Here is a 12,838-nt window from a genome sequence, read left to right as displayed (position 1 = left end):
CCGGCGCGGCCCGGCGCGGTCAGCCGCGCTCGCGCAGCAGGGCGCGGCGGATCTTGCCGCTGGAGGTCTTCGGCAGCTCGTCGGCGAAGTCGACGCGGCGCGGGTACTTGTACGGCGCGGTCTCGCGCTTGACGTGCTCCTGCAGCTCGCGCGCGAGCGCCTCCGAGGCCGTCGCCTCGTCGCGCAGGACGATCACGGCGCGGACGATCGCGCCGCGCTCCTCGTCAGGCGCCGCGACGACGGCGGCCTCGGCGACCGCCGGATGGGCGACGAGCGCCGACTCGACCTCGAACGGGCCGATCCGGTAGCCGGCCGAGATGATCACGTCGTCGGTGCGGCCCTCGAAGTACAGCCAGCCGTCGTCGTCCTGGCGGACGCGGTCGCCGGTCCGCCACGGCGCGCCTGCCGACCGCCGGTCAGGAACGTCGAGCGCGACCGACCGCGGCGGCACCAGCGGCGAGCGCGCGGCGGTCGCGCCGACGTCGGCGTCGCCGAGGTAGCCGAGGAAGAAGGTCGGCACCGTCGCCGGGTCGGCGACCAGCTCGCCGTCGTCGATCCGCAGGTCGACGCCCGGCAGCGGGCGGCCCATCGAGCCGGGGCGCGGCGGCTCGCCGAGCGGCGCGCCGGTCAGCTGGCCGGTCTCGGTCTGGCCGTAGCCGTCGCGGATCGTCACCCCGGTCGCCTCCTCCCAGACGCGCAGGACCTCGGGGTTGAGCGCCTCGCCGGCGGCGACGAGGCCGCGCAGCGCCGGCAGCGCGGAGAGCGTCGCCCGCTTGGCGATCACGCGGTACTCGGTCGGCGCCATGCAGAGCACGTTCGCGCGCTCGCGCGCGAGCAGCTCGAGCCGCTCGTGCGGGTCGAAGCGGCCGTCGTGGAGCAGCGCGGCGGCGCCGCGCAGCCACGGCGCGATGAAGACGTTGCGGGCCGACTTCGACCAGCCGCTCGCGGCCGTGCACCAGACGAGGTCGCCGGGGCGCGCGTCGAGCCACCGCTCGGCCTGGAGCGCCTGGCCGGCGAGGTAGCGCTGGCCGTGCAGGACGCCCTTCGGCTCGCCCGCGGTGCCGGAGGTGAAGGTGATCAGGCAGGGGTCGGCGGGGCTCAGCTCGACGGCGTCGACCGGCGGTCCGGAGAAGAGCGAGGGGTCGGGGATCGTCAGGACGGCGCAGTCCGGTCTCGCCGCGGCCAGCTCGGCCGCGTTGCGCTCGTCGCAGACGATCAGCCGCGGGCGTGCGTGGTCGAGCCGCAGCCGCAGGTCCTTCGCGCGCAGCTGCTCGGTGCACGGCAGCACGACGGCGCCGATGCGGAAGCAGGCGACCATCGTCAGCACCCACTCGGGGCGGTTGCCGACGATCGTCATGACGACGTCGCCGCGGCCGACGCCGCAGCGCACGAGCGTGCCGGCGAGGCGCGCGGCGCCGTCGGCGACCGCTCCCATCGTCCATTCGCGCCGGCCGCCGTCGCGGCGCAGCTCGACCAGGGCGGGCCGCTCCGGCGGCGCCGCATCGACCACGTCGCGCGCGAAGTTCATCGGGGCGGGAGTCTGACAGCGACGCGCTCCGAAGCACTCCGATCGACATTTCCTGATCGTTCAGCATCTCTGGCGCGTGGGCACTCGCCGAGCTGCCGATCTACCGGGGCGACGTCGCGGCCTCGGCAGGGGAGGCCGCCCGTATGGCGTCATCGGCACACCACGAGGTGGGGAGGCGTTGTGAAATCCAGCATCCGTCTGAAGCTGCTCGCCGGCTTCCTGTCCGTCGCCGCGCTGATGGTCGCGCTCGGCGTCGTCGCGCTCGAGCGGCTCGGCGCCGTGGAGCAGGCCGCGCGCGGCAGCGGCTCGGACGCCGCCGTCCACGACGCGATCGCCAGCGGTCGCACGTGGACGTTCGTGCTGCTCGTCGTCGGCGTCACCGTCGCGGTGGCGGTCGCGCTCCTGCTCGGCCGCTCGATCGCGGGCGGTGCCAGGCAGCTGCTCGCGGCGGCGCGCGGGATCGCCGAGGGCGACGTCAGGCAGCGGGTCGAGCTGCGCTCGGCCGACGAGCTCGGACAGACGGCCGAGGCCTTCCGCGCGATGATCGCCTACCTCGACGAGATGGCCGCCGCCGCGCGCTCGATCGCCGCCGGCGAGCTCGACGTCCGCGTCGCGCCGCGGTCCGAGCGCGACGCGCTCGGCACCGCGTTCGCGGCGATGGGCGCGGAGCTGCGCGAGGCGCTCGGCGACCGCTCCTGCCTGGAGGCGCTCGTGCGGCGGATGGAGTCGATGAGCAGCCATTGCATGATCGACCTGCAGGGCGCGCTGGAGGCGTCCGCCCACGGGGACCTGACGGTCGCAGTCACCCCGGTCACGTCGCCGATCGCGGCCGAGGAGGGGCGCGCGCTCGGCCGCCTCGGCGGGATCTTCAACGAGATGCTCGCGCGGGCGCAGGGCTCGATCGACGCCTACAACGCGATGCGCGCGAGAGTCGCCGAGCTGCTGAGCCGGATCTCGCAGGAGACGCAGGCGGTCGCGGCCGCCTCGCAGCAGATGGCGACGACCGCCGAGGAGTCGGGCCGCGCCGTCGGCGAGATCGCCAACGCCGTCGGCGAGGTGGCGGCCGGCGCCGAGCGGCAGGTCCGCACGGTCGGCGCGGCGCGCGCGCTCAGCGAGGAGGTCGTCTTCGCGACCCGCGCCTCCAGCGACGACGCCGGCGAGACCGCGCGCGCCGCGGCCGACGCGCGCGCGGTCGCGGCCGACGGCGCCGCGGCGATCGCGCGCGCGACCGAGGGGATGCGGGCGCTCGAGCGGATGTCGGAGGGCGTGACCGCGGCGATGCGGGCGCTCGGGGAGAAGTCCGACCGCATCGGCGGGATCGTCGAGACGATCACCGGCATCTCCGAGCAGACCAACCTGCTGGCGCTCAACGCTGCGATCGAGGCCGCCCGCGCCGGCGAGCAGGGCCGCGGCTTCGCGGTCGTCGCCGAGGAGGTGCGCAAGCTGGCCGAGGAGTCGCAGGAGGCGGCGGCGAGCATCGCGGGCCTGGTCGCCGAGATCCAGCGCGAGACGAGCGCCGCGGTCGAGCGGGTCGAGCGCGGCGGAGCGGAGATCGAGCACGGCGTGGAGACGGTCGCGGCGGCGCGCGGCTCGTTCGAGCTGATCGGCGCCTCGGTCGAGGGGATGAACGAGCGCGTCGAGCGGATCGCCGCCGCGATCGCCCAGATCGCGCGGCGGACGGAGGGGATGGAGGGCAACATGGCCGAGGTCGTCGCGGTCGCCGAGCAGTCGTCGGCGTCGACCGAGCAGGTCTCGGCCTCGACCCAGCAGTCCTCGGCGGCGACCCAGGAGGTCGCCGCCTCCGCTCAGCAGCTCGCCCGGACCGCCGTCGAGCTGGAGCGGCTGGTCGGGCAGTTCACGCTCGCCGCCGCCTGAGCCGGCGACGCGGCGCGCCGGCGCGCCGGTCGCCCGGCGCGCCGGCGTCGCTCCGCTTTCCGATGTGGGGGTTCCGGCGCGTGCCCGGAGCTATCCTCGCCGAGCTGAGATTTCCCCGGACCCGGAGCGTTGAGACGAATGGCCGCAGTGATCGACAAGACCGACGAGCAGAAGGCGATCTGCGAGATGGTGCGGCAGTTCGCCGACGAGCAGATCATCCCCAACGCCGAGCGCTACGACCACGCCGACGAGTTCCCGGAGCCGATCGTCGAGCAGATGAAGGAGCTCGGCCTCTTCGGCGTCACGATCCCCGAGGAGTACGGGGGCATGGGGCTCGACCTGACGACCTACGCGATGATCGTCGAGGAGCTGTCGCGCGGGTGGATCTCGATCTCCGGGGTCATCAACACGCACTTCATCGGCTCCTACCTGCTGATGAAGTTCGGCAACGAGGAGCAGAGACGGAAGTACCTGCCGCGGATGGCGACCGGCGAGATCCGGGCCGCCTTCTCGCTGTCGGAGCCCGAGCTCGGCTCCGACGTCGCCGCGATCAAGACGGCCGCCAAGAAGCTCGACGACGGCGCGTACGAGATCAACGGCCAGAAGATGTGGGTCACCAACGGCCTGCGCTCCGATCTCGTCTTCGTGCTCGTCAAGACCGACCCGAACGCCGAGAAGGCCCACCGCGGCATGACCTGCTTCATCGCCGAGAAGGAGGCCGGGGTCGCCGAGAACACCGGCGCGTACAAGGGTCTGAACGTGCCGCCGCAGCTGAGAAAGATGGGCTACAAGGGCGTCGAGTCGACCGAGCTGGTCTTCGACGGCTACCGCTGCCCGGCCGAGAACATCCTTGGCGGCGAGGCTGCCGGCCTCAACAAGGGCTTCCCGCAGATGATGGACGCGCTCGAGCTCGGCCGCGTCAACGTCGCCGCGCGCGGCGTCGGCATCGCGCAGCGGGCGCTGGAGCTGGCGCTGCGCTACTCGCAGGAGCGCAAGACCTTCGGCAAGCCGATCGCCTTCCACCAGGCGATCCAGTTCAAGCTCGCCGACATGGCGACCCAGGTCGACGCCGCGCGCCTGCTGACCAACCGCGCCGCGCGCATGAAGGACGCCGGCGAGCGCTCCGACATCGAGGCCGGCATGGCGAAGCTGTTCGCCTCCGAGGCCGGCCGCTTCTGCGTCGAGGAGTCGTTCCGCATCCACGGCGGCTACGGCTACTCCAGAGAGTATGAGATCGAGCGCCTCTACCGCGACGCGCCGCTGCTGCTGATCGGCGAGGGCACCTCCGAGATCCAGCGGATGGTGATCGGCAAGAAGCTGCTCGAGCGCCACAAGATCTGAGCGCGGCGAGCGCCGCCTCGATCGCAACGGGACCGCCGATCGGCGGTCCCGCGTCGTTGTGGGGTTAAACACGTCCGTTCGTCTGCCGATGACGGCGGTTGACCCCCAACCGCGGCGGTGCACCAGGCATCGGCGCGACGCGCGCGTGGCCCGGCGCGCGCGTGAGACCCAAGGAGAACCGTCGTGAAGCTCAACGTACGCACGAAGCTCTTGGGCAGCTTCCTCGTCGTCGTCGCGCTGATGCTGGCCGTCGGCGGCGTCGCGATCGACCGCATCTCGGAGATCCACGGCGTGACGCAGACGTTCGGCAGCGACACGATCCCGAGCGTGCGCACCGCCGGCGAGGTCGACGCGGCGATCAACCGCGTCCGCAAGGACCAGCTGCGGCACGTCACGACGGCCGCGCTCCATCCCGACGACGACGCCGTCGTCGCCGACGCGTCCGGCGCGGTCGACGACGGGCTCGCCCAGGTCGGAGCGGGGCTCGAGCGCGCCCGCAGGCTGGCGGTCGCGCCGGCCGACCGCGCAGCCGTCGAGCGGCTGCAGCGGGCGTGGGACGACTACGTCGGGGCGTCGACCCCGGCGGGCGCGCTGGCGCGGCAGAGACGGTACGAGCCGGCGCTGAGAACGCTGACCGAGGGCCGCGCCGACCGCGCCTACGACGAGGTGAAGGCGGGGCTCGAGACGCTCGCCGCGCGGCAGACGGCCGACGCCGAGCGCCAGGAGCGCCGTGCCGACGACGTCGTCACCTCCGCCCGCACGACGACGATCGCGCTGCTCGCCGCCGCGACGGTCGCGGCGATCGGCCTGGCGCTGCTGCTGTCGCGCGGGATCGTCGGGGGCGTCTCGCAGCTGCTGCGCGCGGCGCGGGGGATCGCACGCGGCGACGTCCAGCAGCGTGTCGAGATCGCCTCGCGCGACGAGATCGGGGCGACCGGCGCCGCCTTCGGCGCGATGGTCGCCTACCTCGAGGAGATGGCGGAGGCGGCGTCGGCGATCGCCGACGGCGACCTGACGGTCCGCGTCGAGCCGAAGTCCGACAGAGACGCGCTCGGGATCGCCTTCGCCGCGATGAGCGACGAGCTGCGCGAGGCGCTCGGCGACAGATCGTGCCTGGAGGCGCTGACGCAGCGGATGGACTCGCTCGGCGCCAACTGCATCGCCGGGCTGGAGGCGGGACTGACGGCCGTCGCGGCCGGCGACCTGACCGTCGAGGTGACGCCGGTCACGAGCCCGATCGCGGCGGGCGACGGGGAGGCGGCCGGCCGCCTCGCCGACTACTTCAACGCGACGCTGGCGAGAACGCAGGCGTCGGTCGTCAGCTACAACGCGATGCGCGACAGGCTCGCCGCGATGCTGCGCGAGATCGCGGCGGAGTCGCAGACGGTCGCGACCGCGTCGCAGCTGATGGCGACGACCTCGGAGGAGTCGGGGCGGGCGGTCGGGGAGATCGCGAGCGCGGTCGGGGAGGTGGCCGCGGGCGCCGAGCGCCAGGTCCGCACCGTCGCCGTCGCGCGCGGCCTGACCGAGGAGGTCGTCGCGGTCACGCGCACCTCCAGCGACAACGCCGACGAGACCGCGCGCGCCGCCGAGGAGGCGCGCGTGATCGCCGAGCAGGGGGCCAGCGCGATCTCGCGCGCGAGCGAGGCGATGGAGGCGGTGCGCTCCTCCTCGGCGGAGGTCACCGGCGCGATCCGGTCGCTGGGCGAGAAGTCGGGGCAGATCGGCGGGATCGTCGACACGATCACGGGGATCGCGGAGCAGACGAATCTGCTGGCGTTGAACGCGGCGATCGAGGCGGCGCGGGCGGGCGAGCAGGGGCGGGGCTTCGCCGTCGTCGCCGAGGAGGTGCGCAAGCTGGCCGAGGAGTCGCAGGAGGCGGCCCGCTCGATCGCGGCGCTGATCGAGCAGATCCAGCGCGAGACCGGCCAGGCCGTCGAGGTCGTCGAGAGCGGCGCCGAGCGGACGCGGGACGGCGTCGCGACGGTCGAGCAGGCGCGCGCGTCGTTCCAGCGGATCGGCAGCTCGGTCGAGGACGTCAACGGCCGCGTCGCGCAGATCGCGGCGTCGGTCGGCGAGATCGCGCAGCGCGCCGCGCAGGTCGAGCGCAACATGGCCGAGGTGGTCTCGGTCGCGGAGCAGTCGTCGGCGTCGACCGAGCAGGTCTCGGCGTCGACCCAGCAGACCTCCGCCTCGACGCAGGAGATCAGCGCCTCCGCCCAGGAGCTGGCGCGCACGGCCGAGCAGCTCGACCGGCTGGTCGGGCAGTTCACGCTCGCGTGAGCGGACGGGAGCGGCCGCTCGCCGCGAAGGCGCGCTGACACACGCGCGCGTTCATGGCGTGCGGACGCTCCGCGTGCGACCGATCACCTGAGCGACAGCTCGACCCCCGCGTGTGGCACGCCCGCGGGAGGCAGCGGTCTGCCGCCTCGCGGTCGCGAAGGGGCGGACGGCCCCTGCGCTTGGAGGCAAGCAATGAAGTTCACTGTGAGGACGAAGCTGCTCGGCGGCTTCCTCGCCGTCGTGGCGCTGCTGGTGGTCGTCGGCGTCGTGGCAATCGGCAAGCTCGGCTCGATCAACGCGGTCACCGACGAGCTGACCGGCAACGGCGTCCCGAGCCTCGAGGCCGTCGGCGAGATCAACGGCAGAATCAACGCCTACCGCAAGGATCAGCTGCGGCTGGTACTGACGGCGGTCGAGAGACAGGCGGAGCGGCGCGCGTTCCTCGACGACATCGCCGCGGGCGCGCGCGTGATCGACCGGGAGGCGAGACGGCTGACCGCCCTGGCGGACTCCGAGGAGGACAGGGCGCTCACCGCGTCGTTCGCGCGAGCGTGGCAGAGCTACGTCGACGCGACCGCGTCGATCGACGCCTCGACGCCGCCGGCCGAGGGCGTCGGCGTGGTCACGGGCGCCGGCAAGGAGCCGTTCGACGCGGCCGAGGCGGCGCTCGAAGGCGTCGCGAGATTCCAGAGCGAGCTCGCCGCGACGCAGGGCCGCCAGAGCGACGAGACCGTCTCGTCGGCCCGCTCACTGATCGTCGCGCTGCTCGTCGTCGCCGTGATCGTCGCGGTCGCGATCGCGCTGCTGCTGTCGCGCCAGCTCGCCAACGGCCTCGGCCAGATGGTCCGCGCGGCGCGCGGCATCGCGGTCGGCGACGTCAGGCAGGAGGTCGCGATCCGCTCGCGCGACGAGCTCGGCGAGGCGGCCGAGGCGTTCAGGACGATGATCGCCTACCTGGAGGAGACGGCGGCCGCGGCCCGCTCGATCGCCGCCGGCGACCTCGACGTCGAGGTCGCGCCGAAGTCCGACGCCGACGCGCTCGGGCACGCCTTCGCGGAGATGAGCGCGCAGCTGCGCGAGGCGCTCGGCGACAGATCGTGCCTGGAGGCGCTGGTGGCGCGGATGGAGTCGCTCAGCGCCAACGACCTGACGGCGCTGGAGGCCGCGCTGGAGGCGGTCGCGGCCGGCGACCTGACCGTCGACGCCCCGACGACGACCGCCCCGCTGGAGGCCGAGCAGGGCCGCGCGATCGGCCGCCTCGCGGAGATCTTCAACCTGATGCACGGCCAGATCGCGGCGTCGATCGTCGGCTACGACGCGATGCGCGAGAAGGTCGCCGCGATGCTGCGGCAGATCGCGAGCGAGACGCAGGCGGTCGCCGCCGCCTCCCAGCAGATGGCGACGACCTCGGAGGAGTCGGGGCGGGCGGTCGGGGAGATCGCGAGCGCGGTCGGGGAGGTGGCCGCCGGCGCCGAGCGTCAGGTCCGCACCGTCACCGAGGCGCGGCAGCTGACCGAGGAGGTCGTCGCCACGACCCGCACCTCGACCGCCGACGCCGAGCAGACGGCGCGTGCGGCCGAGGAGGCGCGCTCTGTCGCCGAGCAGGGCGCGAACGCGATCTCGCTGGCGACCGACGCGATGGAGGCCGTTCAGGCGTCGTCGGCCGACGTCACGGGCACGATCCGCTCGCTCGGCGAGAAGTCGGGGCAGATCGGCGGGATCGTCGACACGATCACGGGGATCGCGGAGCAGACGAATCTGTTGGCGTTGAACGCGGCGATCGAGGCGGCGCGGGCCGGCGAGCAGGGGCGGGGCTTCGCCGTCGTCGCCGAGGAGGTGCGCAAGCTCGCGGAGGAGTCGCAGGAGGCCGCCTCCTCGATCGCCGGCCTGATCTCCGAGATCCAGCGCGAGACCGGCCGCGCCGTCGAGGTCGTCGAAAGCGGCGCCCAGCGGACGCAGGACGGCGTCGCGACGGTCGAGCAGGCGCGCACCTCGTTCCTGCAGATCGGGGCCTCGGTCGAGGACATGAGCGGCCGCGTCGAGCAGATCGCCGCCGCGGTCGGCGAGATCTCCGAGCGCGCGCTGCGCGTCGAGGAGAACATGGCCGAGGTCGTCTCGGTCGCGGAGCAGTCGTCGGCGTCGACCGAGCAGGTCTCGGCCTCGACGCAGCAGACCTCCGCCTCGACGCAGGAGATCGCCGCCTCCGCCCAGGAGCTGGCGAAGACCGCCGAGGAGCTGGAGCGGCTCGTCGGCCAGTTCACGCTGACCTCGGCCTGACCCCGGCCGGGCACCACCTTGGCGCGCGCCGTCCGCGCGGCGCGCGCCGAGCCGCGCGCGGGGCCGGCCGATCCCCCTCCGGTCCGGCCCCGCGCGCTCCGCATCGCGCCGCTGGCGCCCGCGCAATAGACTCCCCGCTCGTGAGCTCGGCGAAGGACACGAGAGCGCTGATCGACCAGGCGGTGAGAGAGTTCCTCGCGCAGGTCCCCGCGCTCGCGCCGCTGAAGCTGGTCGCCGGCCTCGAGCTGCGCGGCCGCGGCGACATCCAGATGTACCGCGTCGAGGTCCCCGGCCCGGTGATCGTCAGAGACATCGCCAGCGACGCGAGAGTCCGGATCGAGGTCCCGCGCGCCCGCTTCAACGAGCTGGTCGCCGCCGGGACGATCAGAGCCTGGCGCGAGGCGATCGCCCACGGCGACGTCAAGATCACCGGCGTCGAGCAGATCATCAGACTGATCGCCAACGTCGTCGCCAAGCAGGAAGAGCGCACCCGCACCCGCAGAGCCCGCTCGGCCTGAGCGCGGTTCCCTTCAGCCGCCCGTCGCCGACGCGCTCGTACGTTCGGCCGCCCGCCGCGCCCGCTGTGCACGCACGGCACGGTCGTAGGGCTGCTCGACTGGCATGCGGCCGATGATGCGGTCATGCCAACGTCTCCAGCGGCTGAACTGCTCCCACTCGACACGAGGGATGTACGGCCGGCGATCGTCGCGCCAGTACAGCGCTGCGATGAGATCGCGCTGTCGCGCGATCTCATCGTCGGTCCAGTCCTCCGGATCTCTGAACGGCATCGACGTCACCCTACGAGCGCGGCGAGGGCAAGTCCACACAGCATCGCGAGCGTTCCGCACACGATCACTGTGAAGATCCGGTGGAGCAGCTCGAACTCAGCTTCCAGCTGACTTGCGCGCATGGCGAACATGTCAATCATCTCCTTCGCGTAGGCATCGTCATCGTTCTCGTCGATGGCTTCGAGACGGCGTGCGATCGCCCGGGCCTCGACATCGACCACTGGCGTCCGCCGAAGCAGCAGTGCCATCGCGCCGGAGAGCGCAGCGCACAGTCCTGTCATCGCGCAGACGATTGCCAGGCGGGAGAGCGGATGAGCTGCAGCGGCGACGAACGACGGCCCGGAGAGCAGGGTCAGCCCCAGTCCGCCCGCCGCGAGAATCGGGGCGACGCGGCCGCGCAGCTCGCTCGCACGGCGTTCGTGCGCGTCCAACGTGCGCAGCGAGAGGGCGTAGAGGTCGGTGAGCGGCGACGGCGGCACAGCTCGGGACGGTACGGGCCGGCTTGCGGCACGTGGGACGCCGATCCCGCCGATCGTGCGCAGCCGCGGCTAAGGTGGGGCGCATGAAGCGAGGGACGGAGCAGCGGGCGGCGCTGACGATGCCGCCGGAGTGGGCGCCGCACGAGCGGACGCTGGTCGCGTGGCCGGCGCGGCGCGAGACGTGGCGCGACACGTCGATCGAGGCGGCGCGCGAGGTCCACGCCGAGGTCGTCGCGGCGATCGCCGCGTTCGAGCCGGTGCTGCTGGTCGCCGACCCGGCCGACGCCGACGACGCGCGGCGGCGGGTGCCGGCGAGGGACGTCGAGGTCGTCGCGCTGCCGATCGACGACTCGTGGCTGCGCGACAACGGCCCGATCGTCGTCGCCGGTCGCGACGCCGGCGGCGCGCCGATCCGCCGCGGCGTCGACTTCCGCTTCAACGCCTGGGGCGAGGCGTTCACTCCCTACGACCGCGACGCCGCCGTCGCGGCGCGGCTGCTGGAGCTGCTGGAGATCCCGCGCGTCGCGGTCGACATGGTGCTGGAGGGCGGCTCGATCGCCGTCGACGGCGTGGGCCGGCTGATCACGACCGAGCAGTGCCTGCTCAACCCCAACCGCAACCCCGACATGTCGCGCGAGCAGATCGAGGCGCGGGTGCGCGAGGCGCTCGGCGTCGGGCAGGTCGTCTGGCTCGGCGACGGCCTCGTCGAGGACGCCGACACCGACGGCCACGTCGACAACATCTGCGCCTTCCTCGGCGAGGGCCGCGCGCTGCTGCAGACCGTCCCCGGCTCCGACGACCCCAACCACGCCGCCGCGTGCGACAACGCCGCGCGCCTGCGCGCGGCCGGGATCGACGTCGTCGAGTTCGACCTGCTGCCGCGCACCACGCGCGCCGACGGGACGCCGATCGCGATCCCGTACACGAACTTCTACCTCTGCAACGGCGCCGCGATCGTGCCGCTCGCTCAGCTCGACCCCGACATGGACGAGGAGGCGCTGCGCCGCCTCGGCGAGCTGCTGCCGGGACGGCAGGTCGTCGGCGTCCCCGGCCGCGTGCTGGCGCTCGGCGGCGGCGGCGTCCACTGCATCACGCAGCAGGTCCCGGCGGCGCCGCTCTGAGGCCCCGCCGCGCCGCCCGTCAAACGGGGCCAGCGCGCGATTCGCTCTGCCAGCATGCGGCGCATGAATCGATCCCGACGCAGCTGCCACGCCGTTCCCGGCTCCAACGAACGCTTCCTCCAGAAGGCCACCGGCCTCGACGCCGACGAGGTCTTCCTCGACCTCGAGGACGCCGTCGCGCAGAGCGAGAAGGCGAGAGCGCGCGGGCAGGTGATCGCCGCCCTGCACGACCTCGACTTCGGCGAGAAGACGGTCGTCGTGCGCGTCAACGGGACCGACACGCCGCACTACTACCGCGACCTGATCGACGTCGTCGAGCAGGCCGGCGACAAGCTCGACGCGATCATGCTGCCGAAGGTCCAGACCCCCGGCGACGTCGAGATGACCGACAAGCTCATCACGCAGATCGAGCTGGCGAAGGGGTTCGAGGTCGGCCGCATCGGCATCGAGGCGCAGATCGAGGACGCGAAGGGCCTGATCGCCTGCGAGGCGATCGCGACCGCCTCGCCGCGGATGGAGACGCTGATCTTCGGCCCGGGCGACTACTCGGCCGCGATCGGCATCCCGATCACGACGATCGGCGGCACCCCCGACGGCTACCCGGGCGACCACCTCAACTACCTCTACTCGAAGCTCGTCGTCGCCGCCCGCGCCGCCGGCATCCAGGCGATCGACGGCCCGTACGGCAACGTCAAGGACGAGGAGGGCCTGCGCGAGCGCGCCCGCATCGCCCGCGCGCTCGGCCTCGACGGCAAGTGGACGATCCACCCGGGCCAGATCGAGATCGTCAACGGCGTCTTCAGCCCCTCGCGCGAGGAGTGGGAGCGGGCCGAGCAGATGCTCGCCGCCTACCGCGAGGCGGCCGACGAGGGCGGCCGCGGCGCGGCGATGTTCGACGGCGAGATGATCGACGAGGCGAACCGCAAGATGGCAGAGCGCATCGTCGAGGCCGGACGCGCCGCAGGCTACGCCGCCTGAGCGCCGCCGCCCGACGGGGCGCGCCGCGCGGCGGGGACGGCCGCGCGGCGCGCCCCTCCACCGGCCGCGCGGTGACGCGACGCCCCGGCCGGTCGAAGCGGGCCAGGCGCCGCGTTCCGCCGCGCGATCGGCGAAAGTAGTGCGTCGTTCACTCACCGGAGCTTGGAG

At 73.4% G+C, this 12,838-nt stretch carries 10 protein-coding genes; 7 read left to right on the top strand and 3 right to left on the bottom strand.

From position 1 onward, the window contains the following. Nucleotides 1–19 precede the first annotated feature (19 nt). A complete protein-coding gene (locus BDZ31_RS18745; RefSeq protein WP_183343962.1) occupies nt 20–1,528 on the bottom strand; it encodes an acetate--CoA ligase in 1,509 nt (502 codons plus the stop codon). A 180-nt stretch (nt 1,529–1,708) separates the two neighbouring features. On the opposite strand from BDZ31_RS18745, the gene BDZ31_RS18740 reads away from it, so the two are divergent. The 5 genes from BDZ31_RS18740 (at nt 1,709) to BDZ31_RS18720 (ending at nt 9,822) form a co-directional block, all read left to right on the top strand. Continuing rightward, a complete protein-coding gene (locus tag BDZ31_RS18740) occupies nt 1,709–3,403 on the top strand; it encodes a methyl-accepting chemotaxis protein (RefSeq protein ID WP_343075630.1) in 1,695 nt (564 codons plus the stop codon). Nucleotides 3,404–3,541: 138 nt separating this feature from the next. Next, nucleotides 3,542–4,744 carry an acyl-CoA dehydrogenase family protein gene (locus BDZ31_RS18735; RefSeq protein WP_183343960.1) on the top strand — a complete coding sequence of 401 codons (1,203 nt, stop codon included), beginning with the start codon at nt 3,542–3,544 and terminating at the stop codon, nt 4,742–4,744. Between the two features lie 183 nt (nt 4,745–4,927). Next, complete coding sequence (locus tag BDZ31_RS26090) at nt 4,928–7,027, top strand: methyl-accepting chemotaxis protein (RefSeq protein ID WP_183343958.1); 2,100 nt, start codon at nt 4,928–4,930, stop codon at nt 7,025–7,027. A gap of 192 nt (nt 7,028–7,219) precedes the next feature. Beyond that, on the top strand, nt 7,220–9,304 hold the full coding sequence (locus BDZ31_RS18725) for a HAMP domain-containing methyl-accepting chemotaxis protein (protein WP_183343956.1): 2,085 nt from the start codon (nt 7,220–7,222) through the stop codon (nt 9,302–9,304). A 140-nt stretch (nt 9,305–9,444) separates the two neighbouring features. Further along, nucleotides 9,445–9,822 (top strand): hypothetical protein, encoded by a 378-nt coding sequence (locus BDZ31_RS18720; RefSeq protein ID WP_183343954.1) that lies wholly within the window; start codon nt 9,445–9,447, stop codon nt 9,820–9,822. 12 nt (nt 9,823–9,834) lie between these two features. Here BDZ31_RS18720 and BDZ31_RS18715 read toward each other — a convergent pair whose 3' ends face one another. Then, on the bottom strand, nt 9,835–10,092 hold the full coding sequence (locus tag BDZ31_RS18715) for a hypothetical protein (protein ID WP_183343952.1): 258 nt from the start codon (nt 10,090–10,092) through the stop codon (nt 9,835–9,837). 5 nt (nt 10,093–10,097) lie between these two features. Continuing rightward, on the bottom strand, nt 10,098–10,571 hold the full coding sequence (locus BDZ31_RS18710) for a hypothetical protein (RefSeq protein ID WP_183343950.1): 474 nt from the start codon (nt 10,569–10,571) through the stop codon (nt 10,098–10,100). An 83-nt stretch (nt 10,572–10,654) separates the two neighbouring features. Here BDZ31_RS18710 and BDZ31_RS18705 point away from each other — a divergent pair, with 83 nt between their 5' ends. Beyond that, complete coding sequence (locus BDZ31_RS18705) at nt 10,655–11,692, top strand: agmatine deiminase family protein (protein WP_221243171.1); 1,038 nt, start codon at nt 10,655–10,657, stop codon at nt 11,690–11,692. Between the two features lie 63 nt (nt 11,693–11,755). Next, nucleotides 11,756–12,670, top strand: a complete 915-nt coding sequence (locus BDZ31_RS18700; RefSeq protein ID WP_246345484.1) for an HpcH/HpaI aldolase/citrate lyase family protein — start codon at nt 11,756–11,758, stop codon at nt 12,668–12,670. The last annotated feature ends 168 nt before the right edge of the window (nt 12,671–12,838 follow it).

The organism is Conexibacter arvalis (assembly GCF_014199525.1).
Classification (GTDB): Bacteria; Actinomycetota; Thermoleophilia; order Solirubrobacterales; family Solirubrobacteraceae; genus Conexibacter; species Conexibacter arvalis.
This window is presented reverse-complemented; position numbering and strand designations above follow the sequence as displayed.